A 15,895-nucleotide genomic window follows, 5' to 3' on the forward strand; every position below is an offset into this window, starting at 1 on the left:
ATTGGTTGGGGGCCCCCTGCGCTTTCAGCGTCCGGCCCATTCCCTGTCAGAATTGATACTGCAATTGCACATAAGCCCTGCGCCCTCCAAATGGCAGGCCCTGGGGATACTGCAATGGATTGGGGACAATGTCGTACTCCTTGTTGGTCAGGTTGTTGATACTGGCGGTAAGGCTCAGTCCGTCCTGGTTAAACAATTTATCCATGGTCAGGCTGTAATCCAAAGTGGTATGGGCATCGAACTCCCTGGTGACCGGTGTGCGAAGCGTGATATCCCACCCTTCCTGCTGCCCCACATGCCGCAGCCATAACTGGTGCGTTGCGTAGGCATCGGAACGCCAGGTAATGCCGAGGTTACCCAGCCAGTTGACAGCGCCCAGCAGCTCGCCTTCTCCTTGCTCCAGGCGGTCCTCGGCGTCCACATAAGACAGATTGGCAAGCCATTGCCAGTTGCGGTTGATGTCCTGCTGCCACTCCAGTTCCAGGCCCTGGGTGTCCAGCTCGCCGTGGTTGCGCCACAGGGGCCGCTGCCCTGGCCTCTGGAAATACTCAATCAGATCGGACACTTTGGTGTGAAACAGGGTGGAACGGAAACTGAGTCCAGGCGCGCGATAGATGTAGGCCAGTTCACTGGATGTCAGCTCTTCCTCGACGAGGTCGCTGCCTGGTCTGGCAACGATGGATTGGCTGCCGGGATAAGTTTCCTTCAGGGTGGGTGGCCGGAAGGCCTCTGCATATTGTGCCTTGAGGATATGATTGTCGCTCAGGCGCCATACTGCAGCCAGGCGTGGGGTGGTTCGGCGCCCCCAGTCGTCGTAATGGTCATGCCGTGCGCCAAAGGTGATTTCCAGCCGGTCGCTGGCCTGCCACTGATCCTGAATCGTCAGGCTGGTCAGCCGTCGCTTCACCCCTGCCATCACAAGCACCCGTTCTTCTGGCCCTGATATGACAGGTTGACCCGGGACGTAAGTATTCAGGAAAGAACTGTCCACCTGATTGACGCCGTAGGCGAGCTGGGCATACAAATGATGGTGGGTCGAGGCCTGCCAATGCAAATCCAACCCGAGCTTTTGGGTAGAGTCTTCACTGCCTTCGCGGACATATCGGTCTTCCAGAATCGGTCGCCCTCCTGGTCCTGTTATTCCGGCTGGAATGGGCAGGAAGGTGGCATGATCCAGCCGGGTTTGCAGGCTGCTGATATTCATGCCGAGTTCGAAGCCCCGGCCAACAGACCAGCGCTTATTCAGTTCGATGCCTTGAGCGGTTTCCAAGCCGGGTTCAAGTGAAAATGGCATGGCAGCATTGCGCCCGTACCATCCGCCCCGTTCCAGTTCTGCATATTGCAGGATGAGCTGGTAGCCCTGGTATTCGCCCTGCGCCAACAGCAGCCGGCCTTTCTCCCTGTCATAGATATTGCCCGGTGAATGACCATGACCACTTTGGGCAAAATTGTCCGGGTTGGTCTTTCTGCCGCTGTCGTTTTGATCCCAGGCGGACAGGTTCAAAGACGCCGAGAGGCCGCTTTCCCAATTATGATTAAGCAGCAGATCAGACTGGCGATAGTCCTGATCGCCAGCTTTGACCAATAGGCTGTTCTGGCGACGGGTGATAACGTTTACCACGCCTGAAAAGGCGAACTCGCCGTACAGGGCGGATCCGGGGCCCCGCACCACCTCGATACGCTCAACCTGCGTGATGGGCAAGCGCATTACCCAGTCCGCAGAGGCATCCACCGGACGGTTTACGGCCACCCCGTCGACCAGTATTTTAAGATTGCTGCCGTTGACACTGGCCCCTACCCCCCTGACGATATTGACAATGTCGCCGCTGTTATTGACGATAGAATAAAAACCGGCGATCTGGTTCAGGGCGGCGGCGACGTTTTGTACCCCTCTTTCAGTCAGATCGTCGCCATGCAACACACTGACCATACCCGGCACATAGTCGGCGTTCATTTTGCTGTGGGTGGCGAGTTCGGTTTCCTCTTCCAGCATGGCCATAAACTGCGCCATCTCCTCCAGCTCGGCCATTTCTTCTGCCATCAATGGATGACAGAAGTGACAGGCCAACAGAAGGAGGATCAACAACCGGGATTTTTTAGAGCTGCCTATCTCAGTTTTCATCGGGATCTCGTTACAACAATGGTTGGTGTTTAAGGGTAAAGACTGTCTCTGGAGCGGACAAAGGTGTTTGCCCGCTTGCCGCGCCGATTTATTGGGATTTGGCTGCCATTTCAAGACAAACCCGGTTTCGGCCACCCTCCTTGGCTTTATAGAGTTGTGTGTCTGCCTGTTGCAGCAGCCCCAGCTCGGTCAGGTGATGATTCGGAATACAAGTGGCCCCACCCAGGCTGATGCTGACTAACCCCCCGTTAGCGGACCCCGGATGAGGGAGTTTAAGGTTTTGCACCAGCGTTCGTAACCGTTCTGCCACCCGGGCGGCTCCCGCGCTGTCCGTATCGGGCAGTAGCACCACAAACTCCTCACCACCGAAGCGGGCCACGATATCGGCCGGATCGCGCAGGCCCTGCAACAATGCCTGAGCAATCTTTTTCAGGCAATTGTCTCCTTCTGCATGGCCGAGACTGTCGTTATAGGCTTTGAAATAGTCCACATCGATCATCAACAGTGACAATTCAGACTGATTGCGTATGGCTCTCATCCATTCCTGCCGGAACACCTGATTGAAATGACGGCGGTTGACCAGAGAGGTCAGTTCGTCTGTACCGGCCAATTCCGCCAATCTGTCACCTTTTTGCTTCAGGGCCAGATGGTTGCGTAACCTGGCCTTCAGAACCGGAATAGAAAAAGGTTTACTGATGTAATCGATGGCGCCGTAACTCAGTCCCTTCTCCATGTCTAATTCACTGTCCCGTGCACTGAGAAACACGATGGGAATATCTGTGGTGGCGGCATCCTGTTTTAGCCGGCGGCAGACCTCATAGCCATCCATGCCGGGCATCATGATATCCAGCAGGATAAGGTCCGGCTTGTGCTGCTGAGCGAGGCTCAATCCCTCCTCTCCGGACAGGGCAACTATCAGTTCTAAGTTTTCCTGGGTCAGATGTGCCACCAGTACGTCTATGTTGGCGGGGGTATCATCCACCACCAGAACCGTGGGCTGCTTCAATTCATTGGTCTGGGTCATCAAAACTCTCAAAGAATGCAAATCGTCGGGCCGTTGAACACACTATGCCAATGCAATAGCACGGCCAAGTCCAATAATACACAGAAGATCAGTAGGTTAGTATTAGGAATAAAATTGATATGAGATAGAGTTCTTATAGAATGCTATTTTTACTTATAGATTCTTATAGAGCCTATATTCCTAAGCTAAAGAGGACACTATGTCTGCGACTCCCCTGGTTTTGCTGGTTGACGACAAACCGGACAACCTGGATGTACTGGTTAATTATCTGTCCGACTACGGGTTGGAGCTGATGGTCGCTACCGATGGCGAGCAGGGGTTGGAACTGGCACTGGAACATACCCCGGATCTGGTGTTGCTGGATGTGATGATGCCCGGTATGGACGGCTACCAGGTTTGCCGGCGACTCAGGCAGATGCAGCAGACCAGTGACTGCCCGATCATTTTTATGAGTGCCCTGAACGATACCGACAGCAAGGTAAAAGGATTCGAGGCAGGGGCGGTGGATTTCATCAGCAAGCCCTTTCAGCGCCAAGAAGTATTTGCCCGGATCCAGGCGCATCTGACCATCCACAGGCAACGGCAGGAGCTGAGACTGAAAAACCTGCAACTGGAACAGTTGAATCTGGAACTGCAGGAGCAGATGGACAAGCGCCAGCGGGCAGAGAATGAACTGCAACTGGCTGATGAACGCCTGTCCACCCTGACCCGCCAGGAAGCGGAGCACTGGGGGATCGATGCCTTTATCGGACGCAGCCCCGTAATTACCCGTTTACTGGAGGAGGTACGCAGTCTGCAACAGGCCCCCGACACCAACGTGTTGGTACTGGGGGAAAGTGGCACCGGCAAGGAGCTGATCTCCCGGGCCATTCATTACGGCAGCAGGCGCAAGGAGAAGCCTTTTGTGGCGGTCAATTGCTCGGCTATCCCTGCGGAACTGGCTGATGCCGAGTTTTTTGGCCACGTGAGAGGGGCCTTCACGGGTGCCAGCGGTGATCGCAGTGGCTATTTCGTGCAGGCCGACGGTGGCACCTTGTTTCTCGATGAGATAGGAGACATGCCGCTGGCACTGCAGACCAAACTCCTCAGAGTGCTGGAAGACGGCCTGGTCACCCCTATAGGCGGGCGTAAGGGCAGGCTTGTCAATGTCAGAGTGGTGGCAGCCACCAATGCCAATCTTCGTAACAAGATCCGCGATCAGACTTTTCGTCAGGATCTGTTTTTCCGTCTGGCGGGTTATCAGATACAGCTCCCTCCTTTAAGGGAAAGACTGACAGATATTCCTTTGTTGGTTGAGCATTTCCTGACATTGCTGGGCCAGCAAATGGGCAGAGAGCGGGTGACTCTGAGTCGTGAGGCAATGCTGGCACTGCGTCAGTACCATTATCCAGGTAATGTGCGGGAACTGAAAAATCTGATCGAATACGCCCTGATTGCCAGCCGTGGCCAGGCAATAGGGGTGCGGCATCTGCATTTTCTTGAGCCTCCTAGCGGAGTGATGCAATCGGACCATCCGGCCGCTGTCGCGCCTGCAGAGGAATCACCACCACCGGCTATAAGTACCGAAAACCAGGAACAGATGCTGATGGAATATGCCCGCACACAGGGCAAGGTGAATAATAACAGGGCCCAGGCCCTGTTAAAGGTGGATCATGGACGGGCTTCCTACTTGCTGAAAAAGCTGCACAAGGAGGGAAAACTGATTAAGCAGGGCCAGCGGCGCTGGGCTTTCTATATGCCTTCCTGAGACCTGCATTCTATAAGCGCTATAAGAAAACCATCCTCACATAGTAGTATGCTATTGAAAATAAAGTAAAAAAACTTTGGCCTTGTTCTTGCTCTGACAGCTCAGCGGCCGGGTGTCTCGACATCCGAAGCCCGATTTATTGCTGAAGGAGTAAAATGCCATGCTTGCTAAGATCCGGACATCGCCGCCAGGGGCCGCCGCCCTCACCCTGCTGATTGCTTCTGCTCTGGGTGCTTGTGGAGGAGGTAATTCCTCACAGGATACTCTGCCAACGCCAACGCCAACGCCAACGCCAACGCCAACGCCAACGCCAACGCCAACGCCAACGCCAAACAATGCCCCGGCGGCGGATGCAGGGATTGATATATCTGTCTCTGTTGGGCAGCAGGTAATGCTGGATGGCAGTGGCAGCATGGATGCAGACGGTGACAGTCTGAGTTTTAACTGGGTGCTGGATGCGGTGCCACCAGGAAGCGAGGCCCGACTTAGCAATCAAACTTCAGTTTCTCCGGTATTCACTGCGGACCTGGCTGGCGAGTACCAGATTTCTTTGGTGGTAAATGATGGTGAACTGGACAGTACACAGGACAATGTGCAGGTGAGCGCATCCCTTTTTGATGTTGATATCACCGATATTCAGTTTGTCAGTCGCAGTGGCAATTGCGCTGACTATGTTGGCACTTACTTTTCCAATGTGATGGATATTCAAAGGACTGAGATATTCAAGGGGGAAGTGGCGATCAGCCTGGCCGGCGCTCATTGTGTATTTACCGTCAATGCGATCCCCAACCACGACTTCAACGATGAATCGGCTGATTTTGCCCATGCCGTCAGTGTCCAACAAGGGGTTTACCTTGTACCTGTTTCACCTGCCAGAGCAGGAAGCGGCACTGCCCTGTCTCTGGATACCACCAATGTGATTTTTCTCAACGGGGTATCGGCCGATTTGCTGGCGGCGGCTTGTTACGACATTGGCAATGAGACTCCCGGTCAGGAAAAGATCGGGTGCGGCCAGGATCAGATAGATAATCCCTGGCGCTATGATCCCATGTCGTCGTTGAATACCTTTGGTACAGACAGCCACAATGCCCACCCGCAGCCAGACGGTACCTACCACTATCATGGCGATCCCCGTGCCCTGTTCGACCTGGATTGTGAAGCCAACGCTAACGAATCGCCTGTCATCGGATTTGCCGCAGACGGTTTTCCTGTCTATGGCCCCTGCTTTAACGATGGCGGTACCATCCGGGCGGCCCGTTCAAGCTATGTCCTGAAGGACAGTGGTGGTCTCCGCCAGCCTGTAAGTGGCTATAGCACCCCCGGAGCCGGCGTGGGGCTGATTGCCAGCGACAATTATGATGGCCAGTTTCGTGGTGACTATGAGTATCAGGTCGGCAAAGGGGATCTGGATCAATGCAATGGTATGACTGTGGAGGGGCAATACGGCTACTACCTGACCGGAGGTTACCCCTGGATTCTGGGGTGTTTCAGCGGCACACCTGACGAATCTTTCCATAAGACAGGTCCCGCATTAAAGAATCTTCTTCATGACCATAGCCAACTGCACCAGTTCAGCAGGCCGCACTCACACTAAAGGGTATTCCCTATTGGGGAGTACCGGAAACGCAAGAATTCACCATAAGAATAAAAGATAACCACAATATGTCCGTGACTGAAAAATCTGGCAATCAGACCAGCCGAAAACCAAGCCGCCCTCGTTGCACCTATGAACCACTGACTGTCTCTGACTTACTGAATAATATCAGGGAAGAACGCCGCGAATTACTCCGGCAAAGCCGGGATAAGTATGCATCTGCCAACAGCAAAGGGCCCAGCAGGCGCAGAAAAGAGCGGACACCACCAAAGGCGGGGTTGATTCTGCTGGGTTTTAGCTTGGCCATCCTTCTGCTGGGGAGCTGGCACAACTGGTCTGCCAGCAGTGGCGTCGAGTCGCCTGAACAGCCTCCGGCAGAGGCCCAGGTAGCTTTGAGTATCAGCGAGAGTCAGTTGCGGGAAGCCGAACGACTGATTCGAGGCGTCTTTCTGCCGGGGGACTGGCGTTTTAAAGGGGCGAGACCGACGGCAAACATGATTCATTTCTATGTGCAGATGCCCGGCCCACTGAAGTTGGAGAGCAGATACCAGGAGAATTACATTAAGCAGGCCCTCTGTCAGCGGATAGACAAACGGCTCTGGCAGATCGTCAAGCCCGCGCAGGTACGCTTTCATCTTTATAGCAAACGAAAAGCCAGCAGTATTTCAGCCGTTTGCTAAACCGGGGTCTCTTGCCGGATAGTCTGCTTATGACAATCAGACGACCGCCAAGAGGTCAGACACTGTGGTAAACGTGAAAAACCAGCAGCCAGACGCCTTCCAGGTTCTGCAACTGGAGTGACTCTGCTAACCTGGGCTATTAGTACCTTTATTGGATGATAACCCGTGGCTTTGTCTATCCAGACTGACAGATTATCCCTGCGCGTGCTCGAAGAGCAGGATGCTTCTTTTATCCTGGAGCTGCTTACCGATCCTGACTGGCTTAAATATATCGGTGATCGCGGCGTCCATAACCTGGAAGATGCCAGGCGCTATATCGACGAAGGACCCAGGGCCATGTATCGGAATAAAGGCTATTGCCTGTTGAGGGTGTCATTGAAGGAAAACGACCAGCCCATCGGCCTGTGTGGCCTGCTTAAGCGGGATAATCTTCCCCATCCTGATCTGGGGTTCGCCTTTCTGCCCGTTGGACGGGGAGCCGGCTATGCGCGCGAAGCGGCTGATGCAGTACTGGCCAATGCGGATGAGCAGGGGCTGGAAACCCTGATGGCCTTCTGTGTTCCCGACAACCAGCCGTCTATCCGCTTGCTGGAAAAAGCCGGCTTTTACTACGCCGGCCCCTATCAGTTTGCCGAGGGGGAAGACTCTTTGTCACTATACCGTCGTGACTGCCCCATGCATGCTGCTAGCTAAGCCAGCTTTGCTGCTTTCCCCGGTGACTGACGATAATCAGAGCCAGGGCAAAGATCATAATCAGGGCCGGCATCACCAGCGAGCTCGGACCCATCACACCCAGGCTGTCGACAACCATGAAGTTGTAATACTGCTGCACCAGAATTCCCAATAGCGACAGCACAAAAAGCGGCAAGGCCAGGGCATTTCGCATCAACAGCAGAATATTGGCCGCCAGCGCGCAGCACACGGCTACGGCAAATGCCAGGGTGGACCAAACAGGAATGTTCTCATACAGCACTTGCTGTTCAGCCGGCAGTTGAGCCAGGGCGTCGGGGGAGAGGGTCACATGCATGAAAAATGCGGCAACACCAAGCAGGTTCCAGACCAGCATAATCCAGGCAAAGACTTTGACTCCTTTAGGCATGGGTGTGGCAGACATAAGGTTTTCCTCTTATTGTTGTTAGCCTGAGTACTTGTTGCCCAGCAACGGGGATCTGTCAAGAAAACGTGTTAATCCGATTGGTATTCGCCTGCATGACTTCGCGCAGCCACTGCCTGAATAAGCCTATGGCCAGATCATTTTGCAATTCTTCACGACAAGCCAACCAGTAGGAACGGTTGCTCTTCTGGCGAAGTGACCCCACTAGCCTGAGGTCGCCGTTGTCCAGTGCCGGTCTGGCCATCTGATAGCGGGCCCAGGCTATGCCCAGCCCTTGCTGGGCGGCTTGCAGACACAGATAGGCGTCATTAAAGCGCACTCCCTTGGCCACAGGCAGCCGCAGGAGTCCGGAACCCGTCTTGAGCGAGGTCGGCCAGGGAGAGGCATGGTGGATCAGCAGTTCACCGGCAGGCCAGCTGACCGGATCCTGTCCATAGCGTTCAAGCCATGAAGCACTGGCGACGGCTACCATTTCTTCCTGTAAAAGTTCCTCACAGAAAAGCCCTTTATGATCGAAATTTCCAAAGCGCAGCGCCACTATCTTGCTGGCCGGGGGAATACTGATCAGCTGATAGTCGGTGGCAATGGTCAGGTCGATGTGTGGAAAACGACCTTTGAAGTCACTCAGATGAGGAAGGATCCAGGTTTGTGCGATGGATACCAATGTCGAAAGATAGAGTGAATCCTTAGAAGGCAGTTGTGACGGTGACTTCAGCGCCTGATACAAACCCTGCAACGGTTCTTTCAGACTCTGTTTTAACCTCTCTGCCGCTGTGGTGGCGCGAATCCTGGGGCCCAGCCGCTCGAACAGGGGCTCCCCCAGCCAATTTTCCAGCTTTTGGATATGTCGGCTGATTGCACCCTGGGTCAGATGAAGTTCGTCTGCCGCCCCGGTAAAGCTGCCATGGCGGACGGAGGCTTCAAATGCCTGGAGTGTCTGCAGGGAGGGGAGCCGCTTCATTGTGAGTTTTACTCATGATAAGGGTGGTTAAATGTCGTTTTTACCTGATCTTTATCTATCCTAGCATGATGTCAGGTGACAACAGATTGCAGACAGCGACATGACGGATGAATTTGAAGTATTGGCCTTTGCCGAGCGACAGGCTACCGCCTATTTGCGCTCACTGGAAGGCCGCCGCGTATTTCCAGATGAGCAGGCTTTGCTGGCCCTGTCAGGATTTGACGAGCCGCTCCCCGACGAGGGGCAAGATGCCATCGAGGTATTAAAACAACTCTCCGAACTGGGCGGGCCGGCTACGGTTGCATCCACCGGTGCCAACTATTTTGGTTTTGTCATTGGTTCCAGTCTGCCGGTGGCGGGAGCGGCCGAGCGCATTGCCCTGGCCTGGGATCAGTGTGCGTCGAGCTTTGCCAATTCCCCTGTGGCAGACAGAATCGAAAAGGTTGCCGCCCGCTGGTTGCTGGAGATACTGGATCTGCCCAGAAACAGCGCCGTGGGCTTCGGTACCAGCGCTACCGCCTGTGCCCTCACGGCCCTGTCGACGGCACGAGAGGTGCTGCTCCAGCATCTGGGGTGGGATTTAACGAGACATGGGCTGTCAGGTGCACCCCCCATCCGGATTGTCTGCCCGCAGAATATCCATATTACCCTTCGCAAGGTATTCCGGGTTTTGGGGTTCGGCCAGGACAATATCATCACAGTTCCCTGCGACGAGCAGGGCCGGCTAAAGCTGGATAACTTTCCGGATCTGGATGAACGGACGCTGTTATGCCTCCAGGCCGGGGAAGTCAACACGGGAGGATTCGATCCCTTTGCCTTTCTGTTGCCAAAAGCGCGAGCTGCCGGGGCCTGGACTCATGTGGATGGCGCTTTTGGTTTATGGGCCAGAGCCTCCGGTTTGCACAGAGACCTGACCGAAGGGATCGACCAGGCAGACAGTTGGACGGTGGACGCTCACAAATGGCTAAACACGCCCTACGATGGCGCGATGGTGATTTGTCGCCATGCCGATGCGTTATCAAGAGCCATGAACAGCGACGCCGATTACGCCAGAGCGGAACCCACGGCTCAGAAGAACCTGGGCCTGGAGTTTTCCCGCCGGGCCCGCGGGATTCCAATCTGGGCCGCCCTGAAAGGCCTGGGTAAACAAGGTGTGGCTGAGATGGTTGAACGACATTGTGCCCTGGCAAGGCGGATTGCAGAGGGCTTGTCTGCAGCAGGGTACCGGGTATTGAATCAGGTAGTGCTGAATCAGGTGCTGGTCCGGGCCGACACGGATGAGGAAACCCTGGCCATCCTGCAGGCTGCACAGGATTCAGGCAGAACCTGGTTCGGGCCCTCAGTGTGGGAGGGACGTCCTGCATTTCGGATATCGGTATCCTCTTGGCGCACCGAATCCAGACACGCCGACATGCTGGTGGCCTTGCTGGCCCGTCTCAGACAGGACCATTCATCATCCTGACCGCAAGAACCCTGGAATCAACCGGCAATCAGGATCAGAAAGGCCAGCAGACTGAACAGGGTACGAAAGGCGTGCAGCCTGTCCCAGCGAGCCAGCAAGGAGGTGACCCGGGTACGTTCGGTTTGCACATCTGCCTGTTGCAACGCTTTATTGACTGGCATGATGACGATAAACGTGAAGGGCACCACAGCAAAAAGAGCCAGGCTGCCCAGCAGGTAGGCGATGGAGGCGCCCTGCCACCAGGCGAGTAACCCAAACAAGGTGCCTGCCAGGGCCAGGGAAGCCTGCATACGGGTGGCCCGGCGATAGCTTGGTTGCCACTGACAATAAGCCAGCTCTGTGCCACAGGCCATGCGAGCCGGGTGTTCCACCAGGTTGATATAGGCCGCTGCACCGCAGAACAGACCGGTGCTTAGGGTAGCGAGGATTTGCAGCAGGGCTTGCATGGGGCTTCCTTGTCTGTGACGTTATCTCCCTCAAGCCTAGATCACAATGGCAGGCAACCCAAATCAGCCTATTTGAATTCCACCGTCTTATCCTGGCTGATGACACTGGCCCGGATCTGGTCGAAATGCTCGGACAGTATCACCTGACCAATCCCGCTCTGGTTGTACAATACCCCTTCCTCCCCTTGGGGCTGGCGTCTTTTGATCAGCATGCGGCGGCGCTTGGTAAAGGCATTGAGGGGTGAACGACTGCCGTAAAGGAGGCGGTTGAGGCGATCGAACCAGCGCAGTAAGGTGGCCGGGAAGCTGTTTTTGATGCCGCTGGCGGTAATCTGCAGGATTTGCGGGCTGTGACGACGAAATCTCAGGGTAATGTCATATACGAAACTGTAATGCACGTCACCGGAGAGGATGACAAAATGCGGCGGCGTCCTGTGATGGCGGAAGATATTGAGAATGACGTTGGCCGCGCCGGGGTGAGCCATCCAGTTCTCCGCATCCACAACCAATGCCTTGCCGAACCAGGTAAAGATCTTTTGTACTGCTTCGATCAGTTTGACGCCAAATACAGGCGCTGGTGAGACCAGAATTACTGCAGGCTGGCCAATCAGCTCCTGTTGCATCTCGGTCAGCGACTCCCAGTCCATCAGCCCGGACGGCTTACCCGGGCTGCTTTCTGATCGCCAGCGATGGGTGCGGGTGTCCAGGACAATAATTTTCGGCTGGGTATCCAGATGGTAATGCCAGTCCTGCCATTCCAACAGCACATCGATAAGCCGGTCATGGTCCTGCAGGCCCTCGGCGGAAAAATGTGCTGCTGCCTTCTCCTGCAATGCGGTAAAACGAGCCGGTTGATTGCCCCAGCCCTGGTTCAGCCAGTAGCCGATCAGGGCATTGCCGATGATACGCCTGGAAAAAGGATGGCCATAAGCCGACTCTTCCCAGCCACGGGTCAGGTTCCAGTCATCGGTGATGTCATGGTCGTCGAAGATCATATAGCTGGGAATATGGGCGAGGGCCCGCCTGACCCGGCTCAGCCCCTGAGTGAAGGCTTCAATCTGCTTGCGTTCGCAATCGTATTGCTGCTGGTTCTGGGCAGGCACTGCCGAGCGACACTTGTGCAGGTCTATGCCCTGCCAGCAGGTATCCGACCAGACCAGCAGGTACATGGCCATGACCTCGCTGAAGCTGATCAGGTGGTTATGGGCTCCCGAGGAGGTGAAAATAGGCTTTCTGGCGCCGACAAAAAAACGCTCCACCAGCTTTTCATTGGCCTTGTTGGCAGGCAACAGCTGCTCGCGCTGGTAATAGCAGTGAGGGCTTTGCTTCAGGGCACGGGTATCGGCGATATTGGCGCCATCGAAGACTTCGTCGAACAGCCCCAGTCTGTCGATGACCTGATGAATCGCACAGAGGGTGGGGCCGGCCACATCATCGGCATAGACCTGATCGCCGGAGAACAACAACAGTGCCGGGCAATGCTCCGGATCCCGGCGGTTTTCTTCCAGCATCCTGTCAACCTGTAGCAGGCCGTCGGCACTGGGATGATGGGGCTTCCTGCACGAGCCGTGCAGCAGGTTATCGATCTGGGATTTGAGCATAAAACCGGGCCTGTCCTGTCCCTCATAGCAAAGATCGGGGATCAGTGCGGCTACAGACTGCTGGTCGTCGCCGCACAGCAGGTCGTATTCCAGATAGTTGTCCAACGGCAACGGCTGGTCAGGTCTGACACTCAGCCATTGCACGAAGCAGTGCCGGCCGACCTGAACCTGCTGTTGGTTTTTGTCCAGGGATGTATCCATAAGCTGTTGGCCGCTATTCCAAACCTGGAGCCTGAAAGTACAGGGGCGCGACGTGACCAGCCAGAACGTCAGTTGCTCGCTGTTGGTGTGGCGCAGCAGCGGGCCGGCCAGAATCAGTGGAAGCATGTCTGTCATGGCTGGCCTTGTAGCATCTCGTGTAAGTACTGGCAATCCTGCAGGCATTGCCGGGCATAGAAGGTGACCGAATTCAAAAGTTCCTGTCTGACCCTTGGCAACGCTTCTGCCATCGATACCTCGAAGCGCACCGAACGCCGGTCTCCCCGGCAATGGGCCAACGCCAGCGCCTGGCCACAGGCCATGGCATAGTCAATGAAGCCGCCGGCAACGGCCTTGTCGCCCAGACCGACTCTCTCCGGGTCTATGCCTACCCTGGCATGGTGGCGGGAGCGGATCAGCCAGTGGGCGCCCCGCCACTCCACTTCATCCAGCACCAGATCGGGGCGTCGTTGCATGCGACGCTGACAGATGACGGTCAGATGAGCCGGATTGAGCCCATTGACCGGACTCAGATCAGGAAAATGGTGCAAGGGCGCGGCCTGTCGCTGTTGCTTGATCTCGACAATATGGCAAAGGGGCAAGTCCTCCCTGCCCTGGTAATCAGGCGGTCCGATCAACAGGTAGTAGCGTTGCATATTAACCGAGCCGGTACCTGCATTAAGACGCTCAACCACATCCAGGATGGCGTCATCCATATAAGGGGAGAAAACCCGGTAAATTTCCTGCTGCCGGTCTGGTGCAGGACGTCTGAACTTGTCCGGTCTGTCTCTGAACTTCAAGGGGCTGCCGTCAATATCCACAGCCTTGGCCAGAGCGCTCTTACTGGCAAACTCTTCGCCGCCGGCAGCCCTGGCCACCGCTTTCTTCTGTTGTTTGGCGAGCAGGTGGGGTTTCTCGAACAACGCCATGGCACGCATCCGGCACTCGGGCGCATCGACGCTGGCTTTGCACATGTTCAGGTAGGCATCCAGAAATGCCTGCATGGCCTTCTCGGCCTGCCGTTCATCAACAGGGGGTCTGTTCAGGTACTTGGGATCCGCCTGGTAGCGGCCCTGACTGACCCCCTGACAATACTCGCTGCACAGACTCAGGCTCAGGCAGAAACGCAACAGATCCCAACCAGCCAGCCCCAAACAGGCATCGTCGAAATCATTTGGTGAGAAGATAATCTGATCGCCGTGGGAGCCTTCCTCGGTGAGAAATCCGAAGTTGGACAAGTGACAGTCGCCCATGATGGTGGTCAGGGGGACCGACGCCAGGGACGGGGGCAGCACGAGCTCGCCACTGGCCAGGTCGGCATAGAACAACTGGGCGGCCCCGCGCATGAACACGAACGGGTTACGGGCCATTTTATGATGTTTGCCGATCCCCAGAGAGCCGTCTACCCGGCTCAGTTCCCCTGCCAGGGTTTGCCGTCTGTCTGCCATGAAAATCCGATTAAATAACACATTGATCAATACCTTAACTCGGCCGGGTTAATATGACAAAGCGGTTAAACCTCTGTCAGCACCTTGCCTGCCGGCCACAATCCCGTTAACTTGGCCGCTTATCCGGAATTGAGAGCATGCCGTGAAATATCTCTTTACCTTTTTTGGCCTGTGTATTTCCCTGTCGGGTTGCATCAGTGTGACTGAACCTGTCTCCGGGCAGACCCTGCAGGTGGATGGCATCTGGATCCGAGACAGCCAGGGCCAGGTGATGGCCGACCCTCAGCCCTCAGGGCTGGTACGTTGGCGCAACCAATTGCTTACCCTGTCGGATCGCAGCGCCATGGCCACACAGCGGCTGAGGCTGCATAAGTTGGATACCAGCGGCAATCTGCTGGCGGGATCCATGCCAATCTCTGTGGCTGAATCACTATCGACCTCCTGCTTCGCTGACTATGTGGGCACTAACCCTGATCTGGAAGCCCTGGTGGTGGATCCCCGTGACGACAGGGTCTTCATCACTGTCACCGAGGACGCTTCCGACAGTCCGTTGCGGGGGGAGTGCGCCAGGCGATATGCCGATACCGGTTCCACCTTGTTTCCCACGCTGCTGTTGCGACTCGAGCTGCAGGCCGATAACCGTTTGCTGGTCAGTCATATCCGCCCCTTGCGGTTTGCCGGGGAATACCGGGTAGGCAACTTTCCCAATGACGGTGTAGAAGGGCTGGCTTTTACTCCAGACGGTACCCTGTATCTGGCCCTTGAAAAGGATCAGGCCTCACAACCCAGGATTTTTTCCCTGGCCGTGGCAGAGGATTTCTGGCAGTCGGATGAATTTGCCGAGGTAAAAGATGCGCGACTGTTGCTGCCTGGTCCCGTGCAGGGTAACCATCCCATCAACGCCCTGGAGTATGCTGCCGGGGGGGAGGGTAAGGGCTATCTGTTGGCCGCAGCGAGAAATGACGACCAGCTATGGATTCTTGATCTGGACAGGCGCAGACCCACTCGCATTGTGCAGATGGAATTCTGGGCGCCGGCCGGCGGTCCCGGCTGCCCCGAGCGGGAATTGATGGACAATGCCTCTATCGAGGGGATTGCCCTGCTGGGCAATGATATCTGGATGATCAACGATCCCTGGAAAGTGAATTACATGAAGAATGTGAACTGTGCGATTAATGCGCCCCATTACCGAAAGATGGCGCCGCTGCTGTTCAGGTTGCCGTTGCAGTCCGGCTGGCTGGACTGAGCCTGACACAACCAACCAGGCGACCATTGAGGCAGGATGCGGCGTAGCCCTGAAAGGCGGGATGATGCAAAACCTCCAACATCCTCAGCTTCAGCCGGGTGAAAATTCCCGATGGCCTGGCCTGCAGGCGGAAAACTCTGAGATCTGAATGCGTCATGACACTTCGTCTCCATTTAGCTTGATCCCGCGCCGTCCCCGGCTACAGGTATTCAATCCGAGTCTTGAGAAACAGGAAAAACCGGGCTGACCCGC

The 15,895-nt window shown here is 55.7% G+C and carries 13 protein-coding genes; 6 read left to right on the plus strand and 7 right to left on the minus strand.

Translation table 11 applies throughout. The features are described 5' to 3' along the window. Positions 1 to 46: 46 nt before the first annotated feature. Together J0A66_RS00780 and J0A66_RS00785 are read right to left on the minus strand one after the other, a co-directional pair. On the minus strand, positions 47 to 2,122 hold the full coding sequence (locus tag J0A66_RS00780; protein WP_206571866.1) for a TonB-dependent receptor plug domain-containing protein: 2,076 nt from the start codon (positions 2,120 to 2,122) through the stop codon (positions 47 to 49). An 88-nt stretch (positions 2,123 to 2,210) separates the two neighbouring features. Further along, a complete protein-coding gene (locus J0A66_RS00785; protein ID WP_206571867.1) occupies positions 2,211 to 3,146 on the minus strand; it encodes a diguanylate cyclase domain-containing protein in 936 nt (311 codons plus the stop codon). A 199-nt stretch (positions 3,147 to 3,345) separates the two neighbouring features. On the opposite strand from J0A66_RS00785, the gene J0A66_RS00790 reads away from it, so the two are divergent. The 4 genes from J0A66_RS00790 (at position 3,346) to J0A66_RS00805 (ending at position 7,860) form a co-directional block, all read left to right on the plus strand. Beyond that, positions 3,346 to 4,893 (plus strand): sigma-54-dependent transcriptional regulator, encoded by a 1,548-nt coding sequence (locus tag J0A66_RS00790; RefSeq protein ID WP_206571868.1) that lies wholly within the window; start codon positions 3,346 to 3,348, stop codon positions 4,891 to 4,893. A 160-nt stretch (positions 4,894 to 5,053) separates the two neighbouring features. Continuing rightward, positions 5,054 to 6,487 carry a YHYH protein gene (locus tag J0A66_RS00795; RefSeq protein ID WP_206571869.1) on the plus strand — a complete coding sequence of 478 codons (1,434 nt, stop codon included), beginning with the start codon at positions 5,054 to 5,056 and terminating at the stop codon, positions 6,485 to 6,487. A gap of 68 nt (positions 6,488 to 6,555) precedes the next feature. Next, positions 6,556 to 7,167 carry a hypothetical protein gene (locus tag J0A66_RS00800; protein WP_206571870.1) on the plus strand — a complete coding sequence of 204 codons (612 nt, stop codon included), beginning with the start codon at positions 6,556 to 6,558 and terminating at the stop codon, positions 7,165 to 7,167. Positions 7,168 to 7,332: 165 nt separating this feature from the next. After that, positions 7,333 to 7,860 (plus strand): GNAT family N-acetyltransferase, encoded by a 528-nt coding sequence (locus J0A66_RS00805; protein WP_206571871.1) that lies wholly within the window; start codon positions 7,333 to 7,335, stop codon positions 7,858 to 7,860. Here J0A66_RS00805 and J0A66_RS00810 read toward each other — a convergent pair. Then, positions 7,853 to 8,281 (minus strand): hypothetical protein, encoded by a 429-nt coding sequence (locus J0A66_RS00810; protein ID WP_206571872.1) that lies wholly within the window; start codon positions 8,279 to 8,281, stop codon positions 7,853 to 7,855. The genes J0A66_RS00805 and J0A66_RS00810 overlap by 8 nt on opposite strands. A gap of 58 nt (positions 8,282 to 8,339) precedes the next feature. After that, entirely contained in the window at positions 8,340 to 9,242 is a 903-nt protein-coding gene (locus J0A66_RS00815) for a LysR substrate-binding domain-containing protein (RefSeq protein ID WP_206571873.1), read from the minus strand. Positions 9,243 to 9,342: 100 nt separating this feature from the next. Here J0A66_RS00815 and J0A66_RS00820 point away from each other — a divergent pair, with 100 nt between their 5' ends. Then, the gene (locus J0A66_RS00820) at positions 9,343 to 10,704 is read left to right on the plus strand and encodes a pyridoxal phosphate-dependent decarboxylase family protein (protein ID WP_206571874.1); all 1,362 of its coding nucleotides are present in this window, start codon (positions 9,343 to 9,345) and stop codon (positions 10,702 to 10,704) included. A 17-nt stretch (positions 10,705 to 10,721) separates the two neighbouring features. On the opposite strand, the gene J0A66_RS00825 is transcribed toward J0A66_RS00820, so the two are convergent. The 3 genes from J0A66_RS00825 to J0A66_RS00835 form a co-directional block, all read right to left on the minus strand. Beyond that, entirely contained in the window at positions 10,722 to 11,150 is a 429-nt protein-coding gene (locus J0A66_RS00825; protein WP_206571875.1) for an anthrone oxygenase family protein, read from the minus strand. A 68-nt stretch (positions 11,151 to 11,218) separates the two neighbouring features. Next, positions 11,219 to 13,087: an alkaline phosphatase D family protein gene (locus J0A66_RS00830; protein ID WP_206571876.1), complete on the minus strand. Its 1,869-nt coding sequence runs from the start codon at positions 13,085 to 13,087 to the stop codon at positions 11,219 to 11,221. After that, the gene (locus tag J0A66_RS00835) at positions 13,084 to 14,397 is read right to left on the minus strand and encodes a DUF2252 family protein (protein WP_206571877.1); all 1,314 of its coding nucleotides are present in this window, start codon (positions 14,395 to 14,397) and stop codon (positions 13,084 to 13,086) included. The genes J0A66_RS00830 and J0A66_RS00835 overlap by 4 nt, the downstream gene beginning before the upstream one ends. Positions 14,398 to 14,539: 142 nt before the next feature. Here J0A66_RS00835 and J0A66_RS00840 point away from each other — a divergent pair, with 142 nt between their 5' ends. Then, the gene (locus J0A66_RS00840; RefSeq protein WP_206571878.1) at positions 14,540 to 15,643 is read left to right on the plus strand and encodes an esterase-like activity of phytase family protein; all 1,104 of its coding nucleotides are present in this window, start codon (positions 14,540 to 14,542) and stop codon (positions 15,641 to 15,643) included. The last annotated feature ends 252 nt before the right edge of the window (positions 15,644 to 15,895 follow it).

Source organism: Bowmanella dokdonensis, from assembly GCF_017254865.1.
Lineage (GTDB): Bacteria > Pseudomonadota > Gammaproteobacteria > Enterobacterales > Alteromonadaceae > Bowmanella > Bowmanella dokdonensis.